Here is an 18,580-nt window from a genome sequence, read left to right on the forward strand (position 1 = left end):
CGTACCAGGAGCCGTACAGGGCCCGCTCCCGCTCGACGAGGAGCGGCAGCGGCTCGGAGGTGGTGACCAGGTCCCGCAGCGGATGCCGGGCCAGCGCCTCCTCCACCTCCGGCGTCAACGCCGCCGCAAGCCGCTCCGGAGGAGGCAGTGAGTCGTCGCGCAGCGTCTCCGCCGCGCCCAGCAGTACGCCGCGGCCGTCGTTCTTCGGTACGCCCGCCGCCGCGCGCTCGTGGAGTTCGGCGCCCTCCTCCAGGACCAGGCCCGGGTCGATGCCGGCCGGCACCTTGATGCCCGCCGCACGGCGCCAGGTGGCCACCGGATCGCTCCAGGCCTGCACCCGGTACGACCAGCGGCCGACCGCGTCGGCGGTGACCTCGGCGCCCCAGCGGTCGCTGCCCGGGGCCAGCTCCCGCATCGGCGTCCACGGCCCGGGGCGGCCCTCGGGGTCCTTGAGCACGACATTGGCGGCCACCGCGTCGTGCCCCTCCCGGAACACGGTGGCGGTGACCTCGAACGCCTCTCCCACGACCGCCTTCGCCGGCCGGTTGCCGCTCTCCACGGCCGGCCGGACATCCCGTACCGGGATACGGCCGATGGCCCGGGTCCTACTCATGGTCCTCACCTCCACCGTGCTCGAAACCGGGCCCCCAGGGCCCGGTTCATGGGGACAAGATGTGCGGGAAGGCCCTTACCTTCCCGCTGGGTACCGCCGCTCCGCCGTCGGCGGTCTTCGTCGCACCGCGGTGGCCGGACGGGGCCGTTCGTTCTGTTCCTGCAGACAGGTGACCTGCTGTTCCTGCAGATACGTGAGCTGGTTGGTGCGCAGATACCGCTCGGCCGCGTCCGCCGCCTCCCGCGCGCAGCGCTTCCCCATCAGCACGCAGAGCGTGTAGCCGGAGTCCTCGAACGTGGTCCGCACCGTGCGGTCGTTGGGTGCCGCGAGCATCACGCGTTCCCAGGCCCGGTAACGCCGCAACTGCCGGGCGACTTCGGCTTTGGCGGGTAGCAGCATGGCGCCGATCACCTTTCGGGCTCGAGGGGCACGGTCTCCCGACGGTCGGACGGCGGCCGCGCGCACAGCGACACGGACCCGTCCCGGCGATCGAGTTCTGTCACACATGGTGCATGTATGACCACGCAACGTCCTGTTAGAGCTTCAACCAGTGGCGCGTCCGGGTGATCCGTCCAAGCCGTAGAGGTCCGTTCGGTCGCAGGCCCCGACCGCCCCGGCCGTGCGCTCGTGTTGCACGAACGGGCTAGCCCCCTCACTCTGAGGGTGACTCAGAAGCGATACACGCTCACGTTCCGTGCTCGGGGCTCGTCCCGCAGGACTGCGGGAGCGAGGAGGAGCTGAGCCTCGCGGTGAGGAGCCGACCGATGAAGACCGCAGTGCCCTGCTACTACCACCTCGACGTGGAAGTCAGCCCGGAACGGGTGGGACAGGTCAGCCGCATTCTGGCCGCTCACCTGAAGTTCTGGGACCTGGACAACCTGATCCAGCCCGTCTGCGGCGGTGCCGAGATGCTGCTCGAGGCCATCGACGAACACGCCACGGACAAGAACACCTCGATCGAGATGTGGTGGAACGGGCAACACCTGATCACCGCCATCGGGGACAACGACCGCGCCCTGCGACCCGACCGGGAACTGCGAGGCTGCCTGGAGCACCTCGCGGCGATGAGCGACGGCTGGGGCTGCTGCGCCACCGAGACCGGCAGCAAGGTCATCTGGTTCTCGCAGCGCGCCCGCGCCGGCGAACGCGTCCCGCTGGTACCGACCGCGCCCGCCCCGCGGGCGAGCGAGGGCCTCGACGTGCCCCGCGAGGTGCGCGTCGCACAGCTGGCCGGCCCCGCGGGCACACCGGACGAGGTCCTGGAGGAGGCCCGGTGACCCGTCGGCAGCACCGGAGAGGGGCGTCCGCCTGGAGCGGGCGCCCCTATCCGCTGGGCGCGTCCTACGACGGGGAGGGCACCAACTTCGCCCTCTTCAGCGAGGTCGCCGAGCGTGTCGAGCTGGTCCTCGTCGACGACGACGGCACCCACACCCGGGTGCCGCTGGCCGAGGTCGACGGCTTCGTGTGGCACGGCTACGTTCCCGGCGTCGGCCCGGGCACACGCTACGGCTACCGTGTGCACGGCCCCTGGGCGCCGGCCGCCGGCCACCGCTGCAACCCGGCGAAGCTGCTCCTCGACCCGTACGCCCGTGCGGTGGACGGGCAGATCGACAACCACCCCTCGCTCCACGAGCGCGACCCGGACGGCCCCGACCCGGCCGACAGCGCCGGGCACACCATGCTCGGCGTGGTGACCGACCCGGCCTTCGACTGGGGCGACGACCGCCCGCCCAGCCGTGCCTACGCCGACACGGTGATCTACGAGACCCACGTCAAGGGCTTCACACGCACCCACCCCGGGGTGCCCGCCGAGCTCCGCGGCACCTACGCCGGACTGGCACACCCCGCGGCCGTGGAGCACCTCACCTCGCTGGGCGTCACGGCCGTGGAGCTGATGCCGGTCCACCAGTTCGTCCAGGACGGCGTGCTCCAGGGCCGCGGCCTGGCCAACTACTGGGGCTACAACACCATCGGCTTCTTCGCCCCGCACAACTCCTACGCCGCGCACGGCACCCGCGGCCAGCAGGTCGCCGAGTTCAAGTCGATGGTGAGGACCCTGCACGCGGCCGGGCTCGAAGTGATCCTCGACGTGGTCTACAACCACACCGCCGAGGGCAACGAGAAGGGCCCCACCCTCTCGTTCCGCGGCATCGACAACTGCTCGTACTACCGCCTGGTGGACGGCGACTGGGAGCACTACTACGACACCACCGGCACCGGCAACAGCCTGCTGATGCGCCACCCCTACGTGCTCCAGCTGATCATGGACTCGTTGCGGTACTGGGTCACCGAGATGCACGTCGACGGCTTCCGCTTCGACCTCGCGGCCACGCTGGCCCGGCAGTTCCACGAGGTGGACAGGCTGTCGGCGTTCTTCGACCTCATCCAGCAGGACCCGGTGATCAGCCGCGTCAAGCTGATCGCCGAGCCGTGGGACGTCGGCGAGGGCGGCTACCAGGTGGGCAACTTCCCGCCGCTGTGGTCGGAGTGGAACGGCATGTACCGCGACGCCGTCCGCGACTACTGGCGCGGCGAGGACCATACGCTCGGCGAGTTCGCCTCCCGGCTGACCGGGTCCTCCGACCTCTACGCCCACAGCAGGCGCCGGCCCCGCGCCAGCGTCAACTTCGTCACCGCGCACGACGGTTTCACCCTGCGCGACCTCGTCTCCTACAACGACAAGCACAACGAGGCCAACGGCGAGGACAACCAGGACGGAGAGAGCACCAACCGGTCCTGGAACTGCGGCGCCGAGGGCGCCACCCGCGACCCGGCCGTACGGGAACTGCGCACCCGCCTGCAGCGCAACCTCCTCGCCACGCTGCTGCTGTCCCAGGGCATCCCGATGCTCTCCCACGGCGACGAACTCGGACGCACCCAGCTCGGCAACAACAACGCCTACTGCCAGGACAACGAGATCTCCTGGATCGACTGGCGGCTCACCGAGGAGCAGCGCGATCTGCTGGAGTTCACCCGGTACGTCATCCGGCTGCGCACCGGGCACCCCGTGCTGCGTCGGCGCCGCTTCTTCCTGGGCGAGACCCTGACCCGCGCGGACCAGCCGCTGCCCGACCTGGTGTGGCTGGCGCCCGACGCCCGGGAGATGGCCGACGACGACTGGCAGCGCGGCGACGCGCACTCGGTCGGCGTCTTCCTCAACGGCGACGCCATCGCCGAACCCGACCCCCGCGGCAGGCCCGTCGTCGACGACTCCTTCCTGCTGCTGACCAACAGCCACTGGGAGCCGGTGGACTTCCTCCTGCCGGACGCCGCCTACGGCGAGCGCTGGACGGCGCTGATCGACACCGCGGACCCAGGGGGCACCCCGGACGAGGCGGAACACAAGGCGGGCACGGGCCTCACCGTCGGAGCGCGCAGTCTGGTCCTGCTGTCCCGGCCGTCCCGGAAGAGCGGCTGAGCCTGCTCAGCGGCCGCGGCGCGAGGTGACCGTGAACTGGGCGCCGTCGTGGTCGCGCAGCACGGCCTCGTCGCCGCCCTTGGACAGCACGCTGCCGCCGTGCAGCTCCGCGGTCCGGGCGCAGGCCTCCACGTCGTCGACGGTGAAGTGGACCTGCCAGTGCGGCCGGATCGTGGGGTCGGGGGCCGCCTCCAGTGCCCCCGACTCGATCCGTGCCACCACGTCACCGCGGCTGCGCAGCACGACCTCCCCGCCCTCGTAGTGGACCTCGCAGCAGCCGGGGCGCTGCGTCGCCCAGTCGAGGACCTCGCCGTAGAAGATGGCCGCGTCGAAGGCGTCACGCGTGTGCAGCGTGATGAAGACCGGCTGCGCGTTGCGCCAGGTCTCCCAGTCGGTGAACAGGTCACCCTCCCAGATACCGAAGGTCGCCCCGTCCCGGTCCGCCAGCAGCGCCGCCCGCCCCGGCGGCAGGGAGATCGGCCCGACCGCTACCGTGCCCATGCGCTCCTGCACCCGCGCCACCGCCTCGTCGGCGCTGCGTACGGCGAAGTACGGCGTCCACGCCACTGCCATCTGCCACATGGTCGCCACGCCCGCGATGCCGGCCACCGGCGAGCCGTCCGCCAGCGCGATCCGGTGCCGGTCGCCCAGCTTGGCCGGCCGCCACTGCCAGCCCAGCACGGCACTGTAGAACTCCTCCGTCGCCTTGACGTCCCGGCTGGTCAGGCTCACCCAGCAGGGCGCGCCGACCACGGAGTGTGATGAGACGACGTCCTTGGTGCCGGAGGGGGCGGGCATGTCGTGGTTCATGGTGTCGCGTCCTGATCTCGTCGGCCTGGCAACCACCGGAGGATTGCACCCAGTGTCCAACCGGAACCGCTGTGGGCGCCTGCCGAGTACCCCGGCGACGACGCACAAACGGTGTCCCGAACCGGCCTGGTCCGCCCCGGTGGCACCGGGCGGGCCGAGTGACGACGATGGATGGGTCGGACACTGCGTCAAGGCACTCAAGCACCCTGTGAGGCCACACGGACAGCGGCGCACCGGACCCGGAGGTGACCATGCCCACGGACGGGGGCTCGGAGCGGATCTTCGCGCTGGAGGAGGAGATCCAGCAGCTGAAGGAGGCGGTCGTCTCCCACGCCGTCGTGGACCAGGCGATCGGGATGGTCGTGGTGCTCGGCCGGGTCTCGCCCGACCAGGGGTGGGCCGTACTGAAGGAGGTCTCCCAGCACACCAACATCAAGCTGCGCAACGTCGCGGAACTGATCCTCGTCTGGGGGCGCACCGGCATGATGCCCGGGGAGATCCGGGCCGCACTGGAGGACGCCCTCGACCGCGCCGGACCGACGCAGATCCCGGGAACACCGCCGGAGGCGTGATCCCCGGCGGTCCGCGTCGCTCACCCGGTCTCGGTCAGCAGTTCCTCACGCAGATGGGCGAAGCAGCTGCTGAGCAGCCGGGAGACGTGCATCTGCGAGATGCCGAGCTGCTCGGCGATGCGGCTCTGCGTCATGCCCTTGAAGAACCGCAGATAGAGGATGATCCGCTCGCGCTCCGGCAGCGCTTCCAGGCAGGGCCGGACGGCCACCCGGTTGACGACGGTGTCGAAGGCCGGGTCCGGCCCGCCGATCGCGTCCCCGAGGGCGTAGCCGTCCGTCCCCGGCATCTCCGCCTCCAGCGACAGCGCGGAGAAGCACTCGAGGGCCTCCATGCCGGTGCGTACCTCGCCCTCGGTGAGGTGGGCGTACTCGGCGATCTCGGCGACCGTGGGGGAGCGGCCGGGGGTGGTCTGCGACAGCTCCTTGGCGGCGTGCCGCACCCGGTTGCGCAGGTCCTGCACCCGGCGCGGCACGTGCAGCGTCCACATGTGGTCACGGAAGTGGCGCTTGATCTCGCCGGTGACCGTCGGCACGGCGTACGCCTCGAAGGCGTTGCCGCGCGCCGGGTCGTAGTGGTCGACGGCCTTGACGAGACCGAGGGCGGCCACCTGGTACAGGTCCTCCAGGGCCTCGCCCCGGCCGCGGAAACGGACGGCGATCCGCTCGGCCATGGGCAGCCAGGCCTCGACCAGCTCGTCGCGCAGGGCCTTGCGCTCGGGTCCCTCGGACAGCCGCGCGAGACGTTCGAACGCCGCGGCGGTGTCGGGGGCGTCGTCGTGGGGGTGCGTTCTGGTGCTGCCGGCGATACGCATGGTGCGCACCTCCCTGAGCAGGTGCCGAATGGACAGACACCGTGGGAAGCGCGGACTCGGACCTCACGGCAGGCACCGGGGGCCCGGGCGGCTCCCACGGACGTGCCTCCTGTCCGAAGCACTTCACAGCCCATTCCCGGGCGGGAAGATTACGAAACAATTCAGACAATACGCCCACTGGCCTTTCTTGACTTCTCTTGACCTCTCCTTGGATCGATTAGCTCTGCTACAGAACTAATCTCGGCCGCATGGAGCCCGAGACCTTCCCCGACGAGCTGGCCGACGCGCTCGTCGGGGTCCAGCGGCTGATCCGACGGCGTCTGCGGAGGGACATGCCCGACCCGCGGCTGCGCGGCGCCGAGGCGGAACTGCTGCGGCTGGTCGTGACACGGCCCGGGATCGGCGTCTCCGACGCCGCCAACGACCTGGGTCTGGCGGCCAATTCGGTGTCGACCCTCGTCAATCGGCTGGCAGGGGCGGGCTATCTGGTCCGCGAGACCGACCCGGCCGACCGGCGGGCCGCCCGGCTGCTGCCCACCCCCGCCGCACGGACCCGGCTCGACGCATGGCGCAGGCGCCGCGCCGCCCTCGTACGACGCCATGTGTCCCGCCTCGACGAGCCGGACCGCCAGGCACTGCACGCCGCGATCCCGGCCCTGCGCAAGCTGGCCGACACCCTGCACGAGGAGGCCGAGGAGTCATGACCCGGGACACTGCACCGCCCCAGGACGACGCCGTCACCTGCACCGGGCTCGCCTACGCCTTCGGCGACACCAACGCCGTGGACGGGCTCGATCTCACGGTCCGGCGGGGCGAGGTCTTCGGGCTGCTCGGCCCCAACGGCGCCGGCAAGACCACGGCCATCCGCTGCGTCACCACCCTGCTGCCGGTCCCCGCCGGGATGGTCCGCGTCTTCGGCCACGACATCGCCCAGGACCGCATGGCCGTACGCCGTCTGCTCGGCTACGTACCGCAGCAACTGTCAGCGGACGCCGGTCTCTCCGGCCGGGAGAACGTCGCCCTGTTCGCCCGCGTCTTCGACGTACCGCGCCGGGAACGTGCCGAACGCGTGGGCCAGGCCCTGACGGCCGTCGGCCTCGCCGACGCCGCCGACCGGCTGGCCGCCACATACTCCGGCGGCATGGTCCGCCGGCTCGAACTCGCGCAGGCCCTGGTCAGCGCCCCGCGCCTGCTGATCCTCGACGAGCCCACCATCGGCCTCGACCCGATCGCCCGCACCGGCGTGTGGGAGCACATCGGTGCCGTCCGCGCGGCCACCGGCATGACCGTGCTCGTGACCACCCACCACATGGACGAGGCCGACCAGTACTGCGACCGGGTGGCCCTGATGCACCGCGGCCGGATCCGGGCCCTCGGCACCCCGGCCGAGCTCAGGGAAGCGCTCGGCGCGCGCCGCCGCGCCGCGGGCAGGGCCCCGGATGCGCTCCCCACGCTGGAGGACGTCTTCCGTGACGTGGCCGGCAGTGGTCTCGACGACGAGGCAGGAGATTTCCGCGATGTCCGAAGCACCCGCCGCACCGCCCGCCGGGTCGGCTGACCCCGTCCGTGACGACGCCGTCGCACTGCTGCTGAAACCCCCGCGGCCCCGCGCGGGATGGCGGCTGCTGCCCGCCCGTGTCGGCGCGATGTGCGCGGTCGAACTGCAGAAGCTGCGCCACGACCGCACCGAGCTGTACACCCGGGCCGTCCAGCCGGCCCTCTGGCTGCTGATCTTCGGTCAGACCTTCACCCGCGTCAGGGCGATCCCCACCGGCGGCATCCCCTACGTCGACTACCTGGCGCCCGGCATCATCGCCCAGTCCGCGATGTTCATCGCCATCTTCTACGGCATCCAGATCATCTGGGAGCGCGACGCCGGAATCCTCAACAAGCTCCTCGTCACGCCGACTCCGCGATCCGCGCTGATCACCGGGAAGGCCTTCGCGGCGGGTGTGAAGTCGCTGGTCCAGGCGGTCGTCGTGCTGCTCATCGCGGCCCTGCTCGGTGTGGCGCTGACCTGGAACCCGATCGAACTGCTCGCCGTCGCCGCGATCGTCGTCCTCGGCTCGGCCTTCTTCTCCTGCCTGTCGATGACCATCGCCGGCATCGTCCTGAGCCGTGACCGCCTCATGGGCTTCGGGCAGGCGATCACCATGCCGCTGTTCTTCGGCTCCAACGCCCTGTACCCGGTGTCCGTGATGCCGGGCTGGCTCCAGGCCGTCAGCAAGGCCAACCCGCTCAGCTACGAGGTGGACGCCCTGCGCGGCCTCCTCCTCGGCACACCCCACCAGCTGGCGGCCGATTTCGCGGTGCTGCTCGTCGCCGCCGCGCTCGGGGTCACCGCGGCATCGGCCCTGCTCGGTCGGCTGGCCCGTTGATCTTCACTCGGGAAAGTGATGTGCGGCACGCCTCGGCAACCGCTTTCTCCAACTGTTTCCGGATAACCGCTGGGCACGGCTTGATCGCCGATCAAATGGGGTGAACTGCCTGGCCACAGCGCATTCTGCTCATTTGACAGTGCGCTGAGACCACAGATAGGAAGCAGCTTCCAGAGGTCGAGAGGGGCACCGTGTACGAGCCGAACGTGGTCGGGGACTGGCAGGAGTACGACGAGCATGCCGGTCTGCGGGTCCGCGTCCACCGTCTGGAACCGGCCGAGCCGCCCCGCGGCCGTGACGACGCCGCCGACGGGCTGACGTACTTCTGCCTCCGCGTGACGGTCGAGAACCGCGGCCGCCGGCACCTCGGTGTCCACCTCGAGGACGGTCAGATCGACGTACGGATCGGCCCGGACGGGGAGAGTGCCTTCCTCGACTGGCGCAACTCGCAGTTCATCGAGGGCTTCGACGTCTATCCGCTGCGCCGGGCCACCGCCGTGCTGTACGCGGCCGGCACCGAGGCGTCCCTGAGCCTGGTGGACGTCCAGGTCCAGCTGCGCGTCGAGGAGGAGTGGACCGAGCGCCGGCTGTGGTCGGGCGGCATCGGTGTCCACGAGGGGCCCGCGGGGACCCAGCAGGGCGCGGTGCGGGACAGCCTGGCGCACCAGGTGAGCGTGTTCCTGCGGGACCAGGCGGAGGAAGGCACCGCCTGATCCGGCGTGAGCGCCGCAATTCCGCCGGTCAGTGCGGGATGCCGTCGATGATCTCGCGGGCGCCCTGGCGCAGCAGGGCCACGGCGACCGAGGTGCCGAGCGTGGCCGGGTCGAGCCGGCCCGCCCACTCGTGGGCGTTCAGCCGCGTCTTGCCGTCCGGGGTGAACACGCAGGCCCGCAGGGACAGTTCACCACTGCGGTCCACCCGTGCGAACCCGGCGATCGGGCTGTTGCAGTGCCCCTGCAGCACATGCAGGAACATGCGCTCGGCGGTCGTCTCCCGGTAGGTGTCCGGGTCGCCGAGGCCGCTCACCGCGTCGATGAGGTCCGCGTCGCCCTCGCGGCACTGGAGCGCCAGCACGCCCGCGCCGATGGGCGGCATCATCGCCTCGGTGGACAGGATCTCGCTGATCACGTCCTCGCGGCCGATGCGCTCCAGGCCCGACACCGCGAGCAGCAGCGCGTCGGCCTCTCCGGCGGCGAGCTTCGCCAGGCGACGGTTGGCGTTGCCGCGGAACGGCACGCACTCCAGGTGCGGATGCGTGGCGGCCAGCTGTGCGACCCTGCGGACCGAGGAGGTGCCGATCCGGGTACCGGCCGGCAGTTCGTCCAGGGTGAGCCCGCCGGGGTGGATCAGGGCGTCCCGGATGTCGTCCCGCTTGAGGAACGCGGCGAACACGGTGCCCGCGGGGAGCGGCCGGTCGGCGGGCACGTCCTTCATACAGTGCACGGCGAGATCGGCCTCCCCGGCCAGCAGTGCCGCGTCGACCTCCTTGGTGAACGCGCCCTTGCCCTCGACCTGGGACAGATCGCCCATCCACTTGTCGCCGGTGGTCTTCACCGGCACGACCTCGGTGCGCACTCCGGGGTGGGCGGCGGCCAACTCGGCCCGGACACGCTCCACTTGGGCGAGCGCCATGGGCGAGTCGCGGGAGACGATGCGGATCAGTTCGGGGACGGACATGCGGACACGATAGACCCTCCCGGGGATGCGTTCGTGCCGTACCTCCCCCGACCGCCCGGCATCGCGCGTCAGTTCGGGACGAGCGGCTCGCTCAGTTCGACCGCGCGCAGGGCCGCGGCGAGGGCCCGCTCGTCGCCGACGTCGAGAGCGGTGTCGGTGAGCTTGATGACGTGCTCGTCGCCATGGGCGAGGGCCGCTTCCAGCACCTCCTCCGCCGTGCGGCCCGGTGCGGGGACGGCGGCGACGGGCTCGGCGGGGGCGTACATGGCGGTGACCGCCGCCGACGCCGTCCACGCCGCGTGCAGGCTCGGTGCCCACAGCTCACGCGGGAGGGAGGGGAGAGAGCGCAGTACGGCGTTGGGCGCCGTCGCCGCGTGCACCAGCATGGTCTCCTCGCCGTGCCCGTGGGTGGCGTACCGGTGGGTCGCGGCCCGCACCAGCTCGGTGAGACGGGCCCGGGCCGTGTCCGGATCGGTCACGTCGCCCGCCCACAGCGGCAGTCGCCGTACGGCAGTCAGCCGGTCGGGGAATCCGCCTCGGGGATCGTCGATCGGGGGCACGGCGCCCAGGGACCGCGCCGCGTCCGGGTCGGCGGGCAGGGGTGCGATGCCGGAGACGGGGCGGTGCCGGGCCGCCCAGTAGCCCAGGCCGTGCGCGAGTTCGGCGAGCCGCGGCGCGTTCCCGCCGGCCTCCAGGGCGCGTACGGCATGCCCGACGCGGATCACGGGATGAGTGGAGCCGCCGTACATGCCGGGCAGCAGCCGCGGCCACCACACGGCGAGGACGTCCCGCCACGGACGCTCGGCGAGCGCGCGGGTGAAGTGGGCGATCCAGTCGGCGGCCCGGCGCGGATCACCCAGGGCCTCCCGCCAGTTGGCGTCGGTCACGGGGGCGAGGGGTGCGGGGAAGTCCTCCAGCTTGTGCCGGTACAGATCCAGCCAGCGGTGCACGGCACCCGGCCGGCCGTGCGCGGTGAGCGCCTCCACGACCATGGGGGCGTGGTTGGTGAGTCTGCCGAGCCGCTCCGGGCCCGAGCCGTGGAGCCGTTCGAGAGCTTCCTCGAGGGTCCCGGTCGTGTCGTGGGTGTCCATGGCGGGACGCTATGCGGCTGCCCCGCGCCGGCGGATCGGACGCGGGGCGGAAGCCGGACCCGCCGGGGGGCCTAGGCCCCCCGGCGGACCGGGCGAGATCAGGCGTAGGGGTCGAACGCGATGCCGGAGGGCTTGGCCGAGGCCAGGTGGTTGGCGAAGTTGGCGTCCTTGAGGCCGAAATTGGCGCTGCCGAAGTTGTACGCGGAGAGCTTGTCGCGCACGCCCGCCGGGTAGCCGTTCCAGCCGACCAGCGGCGGGTACTGCCAGGTGCCCTTGTGGTTCTCCGGCGGCTCGTCGTTGGAGTTGGCCAGGCGGAAGCAGTGCGTGCTGACGCCGTCCTTGTGATACACGATCTTCGCGTGCGTGCCGTCGAAACGGACCGCGGACGCCGCGTGCACGTCGAACGAGCCGTGGGCGGACGTCGACACATACTTGACCTGGTTGTCCTGCACGAACACCGCGACGTGCTCGAAGTCGTGCCGGTGGCCGCCGATGCCGCTCCCGGCGACGGCCTGGTCCTTCTCGAAGTAGAGGGCGTACAGGATGGCGCACCAGCCGTTGTTGCACTTGGAGCGCGAGTAGCCGTTGGTGTTGTCGAGGTCCGAGGCGTCACGGCAGTCGCCGTTGAGGGCGCCGGTCGGGTTGAGCCCGCCGTTGACCGTGCCGTCCGCGCCGATGGCGGGCGTGGAGTAACAGCCGTCGGTGTCGTAGTCGTAGGCGGGCTGGTACGTCTGTTCCAGCGACTCCGCGTTGGCGGGCAGCGCCCTCGGCGGCGCGGCGAAGGCCGTGGCGGGGAAGGCGAGGACGAGGGCGGCGGCACCGGCCAGTCCGGTGAACCATCTCCTGCGGTGTGCGAACGGGCGTGACGACACTGCGTCCTCCTCATGTCCGGGCGCAGCCCAACGGCTGTGGGGGAAAGGGAGGTTCAGCTTCCACGGTGAACGCGTTCATGCCAAGAGTGGTGGGGATCCGAGGAGTGAATCACTGCCCAACAGTCGGCGCCCGGGTGCCGCTTCAGACCAAGTCGTCCGGGATGTCGGCCGCCGCCTCCCCGGGCGCGAGGTCCGGCCGGAGCCGCAGCCAGGACGGCTGCCGCAACAGGCCCTCCCGGGTGCGGGTGCTGTAGCGGACCTCGCCGACCAGTCGGGGGACGACCCAGTGCGCGCCCGGAGCGCGTGGGGCCGGGTCGAAGGGGCAGACATCGCTCGCGGCGGCCCGCAGCAGCCCGGCGAGTTCCGTCCGTTCGGCCTCGCTCCAGCCGGTGCCCACGCTCCCGACATAGCGCAGCCGTCCGGCGGCGCGCTGCCCGACCAGCACCGCGCCCGGCAGTCCGGTGAGTCGTCCCTTGCCGGGCTGCCAGCCGCCGACCAGGACGTCCTCGGTGCGCATGTTCCGGATCTTGATCCAGGCCCGGGAGCGCGTCCCCGGTTCGTACACCGAGTCCAGCCGTTTGCAGACCAGGCCCTCCAGACCGTGCGCGCGGGTGGCGGCCAGGGCCTCGGCGCCGTGGCCGACCAGGGCGGCCGGGGTCGACCAGGCGGGCCCGGCCAGCCCGAGGTCCTCCAGCGCCGAGCGACGTCGCGCGTAGGGGAGCCGGATCAGCGAGTGGGTGTCCAAGTGCATCAGATCGAACAGCACGAGATGGACCGGGACCTCCGCCGCCCGCCGCGCCGCCCTGGCCGGCGCGTGGGCCAGGCCCATACGGGACTGGAGCAACTGGAAGTTCGCACGGCCCTGTTCGTCCAGGGCCAGGATCTCCCCGTCCAGCACGGCGGGCGTGGGCCCGAGGGCGGTGCCCAGCGGCCGCAGTTCGGGGTACGCGGCCGTGATGTCCTCCCCGGACCGGGCCCGCAGCAGCACGCTGCCGTCCCCGGGGAGATAGGCCACCACGCGCTGGCCGTCCTGCTTGGTCTCATAGGCCCAGCGCGCGTCCTGCGCGGCGGACGGCAGGGTGCCGGGCGTGGCGAGCATGGGCGGGATCAGCGGCAGGTCCACGGGTTGAGGTGTGGACGTACCGGAGTGCGGTCACGCGCGTTTGCCGCGTCTTTCGCCTGAACGGCGTCGATGCCCGGAGTCGGGCGAAGGTGAGTATTGCTTGAGTCAGGCAAGTAGAGCGGTAGGGTGGGCGTATGGCTACCTCGTCGCCGTACGGCACTCTCCGTGAGACGTCGACGCTCGCGCGCGGCGACGGGCAGCGTGTGCTGGTCGTCGCGCGGGAGCCGGAGCTCGCGGAACTGCTGTCCACGACACTGCAGTTGGCGGGATACCGGATCGGTCTGGCCGACTCCGGGGCGGCGGCGCTTGCGCAGGTCGAGCGGCAGCGGTTCGATCTCGTCGTCCTCGACGGGGAACTGCCCGACATGGCGGAGCTGGGCCGACGGCGTCCCGCCACGCTCGTCCACCGTCCGCCGGCTCTCCTGCTGACGGTGTGCGACTCCCTCCCCGCCCTGCTGCCCGAACTCGGCCCGGGGGAGAGGGACTACGTCACCAAGCCCTTCCGAGTGGCCGAAGTCCTGGCCCGTATCCACGTCTTACTGCGTGCCTCGGTCCCCGACCCGGGCCGTGCCGAGGAGCTGGGCTACGGCGATCTGATCCTGGACGACGCCCGGTGCCGGGCGCGCCGCGGGGGGCGAGCGCTCGACCTGACCCCCGCGGAGTACCGCCTCCTGCGTCACCTCCTGGTCAACGCGCACCGGGTGCTCTCCAAGGTGCAGATCGGCAGAATCGTCTGGGGCGACCCGCGTGGCGGCAACGCGATCGAGCAGCTCGTCTCCCGGCTGCGCCGCAAGGTCGACCAGGACGCACCGGCGCTGATCCACACCCGCCGCGGCTTCGGCTACTGGCTCGGGCGTGCCGACCTCGAACCCTGACGCCCTGTGAGCCGGGTCACGTCAGCCTTCTGTCAGGGGACTGACGGGAGGGCGTCAGCCTCCTCTGTTTGCATGGGCGCACCGAGGCCTCGACAGCGCACTCAGCCCCCCCCACGACCGAGGAGAAGCATGGCCGACACCCTCGCCGGCGCGGCAGCGGTCCACGAGTACCCCATGGCCTACCCCATGGCCCGGGCCGCCGGCTGTCCCTTCGACCCGCCCCCTGACCTCACCGCCCGGCAGGACGAGGGCCGGCTCGTCAAGGTCCGCCTCTGGGACGGCAGTACGCCCTGGCTCGTGACCCGGTACGAGGATCAGCGCGCCCTGCTCCTCGACCCCCGGGTCAGCGCCGACATCACCCGGCCCGGATACCCGCTCCAGGCCGCGGCCGGCGGTGGTGAGAACAACGCCAGCTTCATCCTCATGGACGACCCGGAACACGCCCGGCTGCGCCGCATGGTGACCGCGCCGTTCGCGATCAGGCGCGTGGAGGCGATGCGGCCCGGCGTGCAGAAGATCGTGGACGACTTGATCGACGACATGCTCGCCGAGTCCGGCCCGGTCGACCTGGTGGAGGCGTTCGCGCTGCCGGTGCCCTCGCTGGTGATCTGCCAGATGCTCGGAGTGCCGTACGAGGACCACGACTTCTTCCAGGAGAACAGCCGGATCCTCATCAAGAGGGACGCGGCCATGGAGGACCGCATGGCCGCCCACGGGCGGCTCGTCGCGTACCTCGACGAGCTGATGGGCGAGAAGACGGCCCGCCCGGCGGACGACCTGCTCTCCGGGCTCGTCGAGCGGGTCAGGTCCGGGGAGCTGTCCCGGCTCGAATCGGCCCGTATGGGCGTGCTCCTGCTCATCGCCGGGCACGAGACCACCGCCAACATGATCGCGCTCGGCACCCTGGCCCTGCTCGAACACCCGGAGCAGCTCGCGCGGCTGCGCGACACCGACGACCCCAAGCGGGTCGCCGCCGCCGTCGAGGAACTGCTGCGCTATCTGACCATCGTGCACAACGGCCGCCGCCGCGCCGCCCTCGAGGACATCGAGATCGGCGGGCGGACCATCCGGGCCGGCGAGGGCATGGTCATGCCCAACGACCTGGCCAACCGCGACCCCGCCGCCTTCACCGACCCGGACCGGCTGGACCTGAGCCGCGACGCCCGCCGGCACATCGCCTTCGGCTTCGGCGTGCATCAGTGCCTGGGCCAGCCGCTGGCCCGGATGGAACTCCAGGTCGTCTACGGCACCCTCTACCGCCGCATCCCCACCCTGAAGCTCGCCGCCCCGGTGGAGAGCCTGCCGTTCAAGCACGACGGATCCGTCTACGGCGTCTACGAACTGCCCGTCACCTGGTGACACCGGCACCCGATTCGAGCGAGGAGACAACCGTGCGAGTGGAACTCGACGAGCCGAAGTGCGTGGCGTCGGGGCAGTGTGTGATGGCCGCCCCCGAGGTCTTCGACCAGCGTGAGGAGGACGGCGTCGCCTTCGTGCTGGACGAGCGGCCTCCGGCGGACTCACTGGAGGAGGTGCGCGAGGCCGTGGCGATCTGCCCGGCCGCCGCGATCAGGCTGGTGGAGTGAGCCACTCGATTTACTTGAGTTACGCAACGAGATGGTAAAGTGGCCTCCATGTCCACACCACCGCTCCCCGACGTCCCCTCCCCGGAAGTGATCGAGATCGAGCGCGCGCTCACCCGTATCACGTACCTGAGCACGCGCGCCCGCCAGCACGAGCGACTGATGGCTCTGGCGGGCGTGCCGCTCGACCGGGCCGCCGTCGCACTGCTGCGGCAGGTCGCCGACTCCGAGCCGCTGCGCCCGGGGGAACTCGCCGCGCGGCTGGGTGTGGAGGCCTCGCACGTCACACGCACGGTGCAGCAGTTGCAGAAGTCGGGCTACGTCACCCGCGTCCCCGACCCCGACGACCGCCGCGCCCAGCGCATCGAGCTCACCGACGCCGGGCGGCAGGCCATCGCCAAGGTCCGAGAGGCGGGCGTCCGCGGCATGCAGATGGCCCTGTCCGCCTGGTCGCCCGAGGAACTGCGGCAGCTCGCCGGCCTCTTCCACCGCATGGTCGACGACTTCCTCGCCCACGCCGTCGAGGAGGAGCCCGAACCCCAGACCGCCCCGGTGGGCCGCGCCTGATCCGCCGGCGCCGCGTGATTCCGGGTCGCCATACGCCCCGGCGGGCAGCCTGTGATCCCCGGGGTGCACGCGGCCACCGAGCGGGCAGTGTCTGCCCCGGTTCCGTCCGTCCCGGCGGGCGGGCAGGGTGTGAGCCCCGGTCATCGTGCGGCCGGGTCACGCGGGTCCGCCCGCTCGGCGACCGCGGGGCCAGGTGGCGCGGGCTCGGGCAGCCGGGACAGGAGCAGCCGGCCCAGCGCGGGCAGCGCGATCAGCGGCAGCAGCGCGGTCCGCAGGGACGTCGCGTCGGCCAGCGCCCCGATCGCGGGAGCGGCGAGGCCCCCGACGCTCACGGTCAGACCCAGCGTGACACCGCTCGCCGTGCCCACGCGCCCCGGCAGAAAGTCCTGACCCAGGGTGATGTGCAGCGAGAACGGCACGTACAGGCCCGCCGACGTCAGCGCGACGAACAGATACACCGGCGGCCCGGGCACCAGGACCAGCCCGGCCACGGCCAGGACGGTCAGGGCGTACGACCGGCGCACCACCGCCATCCGCCCGTACCGCTCGGCCAGCCTGCCCCCGGCCAGCGTGCCCACCGCACCCCCGGCGTAGAGCACGAACAGCGCCGCGGTGCCGGCCGCCTCCCCACCACCGACGCGCTCCCGCACGTACAGCGAGACGAACGCGCTCAGACCGACGAACACGACCGAGCGGCACACCACCGCACCGGACATCCGCAGGAAGGACGCCCAGTCGTCCCGGCCTGTGGCGACGGACGAACCGGCACTGCCGGCGGCGGACCCGGCCGAACGCACCGCCGCCGCGCACAGGGCCGCTCCCGCCAGGGCCGGGACGACCAGGAGCGGAGAGGCGCGCAGTCCGCCCGTGGCCACCACGGCGAAGACCAGCAGGGGTGCCAGCGCGAAACCGGCGTTGCCGCCGAAGGAGAACCAGCTCATCCCCGTGTGCCGGCCGCGGGCCACGGCCCGTGCCACCCGGGCGGCCTCCGGATGGTAGGCGGCCACACCGACCCCCGACACGGCGACCACCGCCAGAGTCAGCGGGTAGGAGCCGGTCACCCCGCTCAGCGCCACGCCGGCCCCGGCCGTCAGCGCGCTGAGCGGCAGCAGCCACGGCATCGCCCACCGGTCGGTGAGCACCCCGAACAGCGGCTGCACCAGCGACGACAGCAGCGAGGCCGCCAGCACGACACCGGAAGCGGCGGCATAGGAGTAGGCGCGCTCGGCGACGAAGTACGGCACCAGAGCGGCCACGGCCCCCTGGTACACGTCCACGCAGGCGTGCCCCAGGGACATCAACAGGACGGGTCGGTCGCGTCTCGAAGCGGTCACCCGGCGATCGTCGTCCGCCGCGCCCGTGGCCCGCTTCCGATAATCTGCCGGACTGTGCCGAACATCCGCCACACCCCCGAGGCGCCGACCCGCGCCCAGCGCCTGACCGCCGGCGACCGCATCGACGCGCACCGGCACGACGACCACCAGATCGTCTACGCGGGCTCCGGCGTCGTCGCCGTCACCACCGACGCCGGCACCTGGTTCGCGCCCGGCACGCGCGCCATCTGGGTGCCCGCCGGCACCGTGCACGCCCACCGCGCCCACGGCCGCCTCGACCTGCACCTGGTCGGCCTGCCCGCCGACGACAACCCGCTCGGCCTGGACCACCCCGCCGTCCTCGCCGTCAGCCCGCTGCTGCGCGAGCTGATCCTCGCCTACACCCGCGACCCCGGTGACCACAGCCCCGAGCGCCGCCGGCTGCGCGACGTCCTGCGCGATCAGCTGCGCCTCTCGCCGCAGCAGCCGCTGCGCCTGCCCACGCCCGCCGATCCGCGGCTGGCCGCCGTCTGCGCGCTCGTGCACGCCGATCCCGCCGACACGCGCACCCTCGCCGCGCTCGGCGCCGCGACCGGGGTGGGGGAGCGCACCCTCAGCCGGCTCTTCCGCGCCGAGTTCGGCATGACCTTCCCGCAGTGGCGTACGCAGTCGCGGCTCTACCACGCCCTGCGGATGCTGGCCGACGGCCTGCCCGTGACGACCGTCGCCCACCGCTGCGGCTGGTCCTCCGCCAGCGCGTTCATCGATGTCTTCCGCCGCTCGTTCGGCTACACCCCTGGCGCGCACAACCGCCGCGCCTGACCTGGTGAACCCCCCGCTCCGCCCGCCCCTTTACCGCCCGGTAATATCGCGCGG

The 18,580-nt window shown here is 72.0% G+C and carries 21 protein-coding genes; 12 read left to right on the top strand and 9 right to left on the bottom strand.

The annotated features are described in order from the left end of the window. Both ACIBK5_RS33850 and ACIBK5_RS33855 read right to left on the bottom strand, forming a co-directional pair. On the bottom strand, window positions 1-613 hold a 613-nt coding region (locus ACIBK5_RS33850), incomplete at its 3' end, for a maltotransferase domain-containing protein (protein ID WP_399025651.1). 75 nt (window positions 614-688) lie between these two features. After that, window positions 689-1,012 carry a DUF5133 domain-containing protein gene (locus ACIBK5_RS33855; protein WP_382589715.1) on the bottom strand — a complete coding sequence of 108 codons (324 nt, stop codon included), beginning with the start codon at window positions 1,010-1,012 and terminating at the stop codon, window positions 689-691. Between the two features lie 365 nt (window positions 1,013-1,377). Between ACIBK5_RS33855 and ACIBK5_RS33860 the strand changes: the two genes are divergently transcribed. Next, window positions 1,378-1,890, top strand: coding sequence for a pep a2 (locus ACIBK5_RS33860; RefSeq protein WP_399025653.1), 513 nt, complete (start codon window positions 1,378-1,380; stop codon window positions 1,888-1,890). Further along, window positions 1,887-4,031: a glycogen debranching protein GlgX gene (gene glgX, locus ACIBK5_RS33865; RefSeq protein WP_399025654.1), complete on the top strand. Its 2,145-nt coding sequence runs from the start codon at window positions 1,887-1,889 to the stop codon at window positions 4,029-4,031. The genes ACIBK5_RS33860 and glgX overlap by 4 nt, the downstream gene beginning before the upstream one ends. Window positions 4,032-4,037: 6 nt before the next feature. Here the strand turns inward: glgX and ACIBK5_RS33870 are convergent, their stop codons facing one another. Continuing rightward, window positions 4,038-4,841, bottom strand: a complete 804-nt coding sequence (locus ACIBK5_RS33870; RefSeq protein ID WP_399025656.1) for a VOC family protein — start codon at window positions 4,839-4,841, stop codon at window positions 4,038-4,040. Between the two features lie 251 nt (window positions 4,842-5,092). Here ACIBK5_RS33870 and ACIBK5_RS33875 point away from each other — a divergent pair, with 251 nt between their 5' ends. Next, a complete protein-coding gene (locus ACIBK5_RS33875; protein WP_399025657.1) occupies window positions 5,093-5,413 on the top strand; it encodes an ANTAR domain-containing protein in 321 nt (106 codons plus the stop codon). Between the two features lie 20 nt (window positions 5,414-5,433). On the opposite strand, the gene ACIBK5_RS33880 is transcribed toward ACIBK5_RS33875, so the two are convergent. Beyond that, on the bottom strand, window positions 5,434-6,225 hold the full coding sequence (locus ACIBK5_RS33880) for an RNA polymerase sigma factor SigF (protein WP_328336187.1): 792 nt from the start codon (window positions 6,223-6,225) through the stop codon (window positions 5,434-5,436). 248 nt (window positions 6,226-6,473) lie between these two features. Between ACIBK5_RS33880 and ACIBK5_RS33885 the strand changes: the two genes are divergently transcribed. The 4 genes from ACIBK5_RS33885 to ACIBK5_RS33900 all read left to right on the top strand — a co-directional run bounded on the left by ACIBK5_RS33885 (window position 6,474) and on the right by ACIBK5_RS33900 (window position 9,316). Next, window positions 6,474-6,929 carry a MarR family winged helix-turn-helix transcriptional regulator gene (locus tag ACIBK5_RS33885; RefSeq protein ID WP_399025660.1) on the top strand — a complete coding sequence of 152 codons (456 nt, stop codon included), beginning with the start codon at window positions 6,474-6,476 and terminating at the stop codon, window positions 6,927-6,929. Then, a complete protein-coding gene (locus ACIBK5_RS33890; RefSeq protein WP_399025661.1) occupies window positions 6,926-7,783 on the top strand; it encodes an ABC transporter ATP-binding protein in 858 nt (285 codons plus the stop codon). Before ACIBK5_RS33885 ends, ACIBK5_RS33890 begins: the two co-directional genes overlap by 4 nt. Continuing rightward, window positions 7,743-8,603, top strand: coding sequence for an ABC transporter permease (locus tag ACIBK5_RS33895; protein ID WP_399025662.1), 861 nt, complete (start codon window positions 7,743-7,745; stop codon window positions 8,601-8,603). Before ACIBK5_RS33890 ends, ACIBK5_RS33895 begins: the two co-directional genes overlap by 41 nt. Before the next feature lie 191 nt (window positions 8,604-8,794). Then, on the top strand, window positions 8,795-9,316 hold the full coding sequence (locus tag ACIBK5_RS33900) for a hypothetical protein (protein ID WP_215123975.1): 522 nt from the start codon (window positions 8,795-8,797) through the stop codon (window positions 9,314-9,316). Window positions 9,317-9,344: 28 nt separating this feature from the next. Here ACIBK5_RS33900 and hemC read toward each other — a convergent pair whose 3' ends face one another. From hemC to ligD, 4 genes are all read right to left on the bottom strand, one after another. Beyond that, window positions 9,345-10,280: a hydroxymethylbilane synthase gene (hemC, locus tag ACIBK5_RS33905; protein WP_215123976.1), complete on the bottom strand. Its 936-nt coding sequence runs from the start codon at window positions 10,278-10,280 to the stop codon at window positions 9,345-9,347. 68 nt (window positions 10,281-10,348) lie between these two features. Continuing rightward, on the bottom strand, window positions 10,349-11,371 hold the full coding sequence (locus tag ACIBK5_RS33910; protein ID WP_399025665.1) for a questin oxidase family protein: 1,023 nt from the start codon (window positions 11,369-11,371) through the stop codon (window positions 10,349-10,351). 98 nt (window positions 11,372-11,469) lie between these two features. Continuing rightward, entirely contained in the window at window positions 11,470-12,243 is a 774-nt protein-coding gene (locus ACIBK5_RS33915) for an NPP1 family protein (RefSeq protein ID WP_399025667.1), read from the bottom strand. Between the two features lie 142 nt (window positions 12,244-12,385). Continuing rightward, window positions 12,386-13,366: a non-homologous end-joining DNA ligase gene (gene ligD, locus ACIBK5_RS33920; RefSeq protein WP_399025669.1), complete on the bottom strand. Its 981-nt coding sequence runs from the start codon at window positions 13,364-13,366 to the stop codon at window positions 12,386-12,388. 134 nt (window positions 13,367-13,500) lie between these two features. Between ligD and ACIBK5_RS33925 the strand changes: the two genes are divergently transcribed. The 4 genes from ACIBK5_RS33925 to ACIBK5_RS33940 all read left to right on the top strand — a co-directional run bounded on the left by ACIBK5_RS33925 (window position 13,501) and on the right by ACIBK5_RS33940 (window position 16,391). After that, window positions 13,501-14,241 (top strand): response regulator transcription factor, encoded by a 741-nt coding sequence (locus tag ACIBK5_RS33925; protein ID WP_399025671.1) that lies wholly within the window; start codon window positions 13,501-13,503, stop codon window positions 14,239-14,241. A 129-nt stretch (window positions 14,242-14,370) separates the two neighbouring features. Beyond that, complete coding sequence (locus tag ACIBK5_RS33930) at window positions 14,371-15,600, top strand: cytochrome P450 (RefSeq protein ID WP_399025673.1); 1,230 nt, start codon at window positions 14,371-14,373, stop codon at window positions 15,598-15,600. A gap of 32 nt (window positions 15,601-15,632) precedes the next feature. Then, the gene (locus ACIBK5_RS33935) at window positions 15,633-15,827 is read left to right on the top strand and encodes a ferredoxin (RefSeq protein WP_399025675.1); all 195 of its coding nucleotides are present in this window, start codon (window positions 15,633-15,635) and stop codon (window positions 15,825-15,827) included. A 48-nt stretch (window positions 15,828-15,875) separates the two neighbouring features. Beyond that, a complete protein-coding gene (locus tag ACIBK5_RS33940; RefSeq protein ID WP_399025677.1) occupies window positions 15,876-16,391 on the top strand; it encodes a MarR family winged helix-turn-helix transcriptional regulator in 516 nt (171 codons plus the stop codon). Between the two features lie 140 nt (window positions 16,392-16,531). Here the strand turns inward: ACIBK5_RS33940 and ACIBK5_RS33945 are convergent, their stop codons facing one another. Further along, window positions 16,532-17,689, bottom strand: coding sequence for an MFS transporter (locus ACIBK5_RS33945; RefSeq protein ID WP_399025937.1), 1,158 nt, complete (start codon window positions 17,687-17,689; stop codon window positions 16,532-16,534). Window positions 17,690-17,779: 90 nt separating this feature from the next. Here ACIBK5_RS33945 and ACIBK5_RS33950 point away from each other — a divergent pair, with 90 nt between their 5' ends. Further along, a complete protein-coding gene (locus ACIBK5_RS33950) occupies window positions 17,780-18,526 on the top strand; it encodes an AraC family transcriptional regulator (RefSeq protein ID WP_399025679.1) in 747 nt (248 codons plus the stop codon). Window positions 18,527-18,580 lie beyond the last annotated feature (54 nt).

The organism is Streptomyces sp. NPDC050546 (assembly GCF_044457425.1).
Lineage (GTDB): Bacteria > Actinomycetota > Actinomycetes > Streptomycetales > Streptomycetaceae > Streptomyces.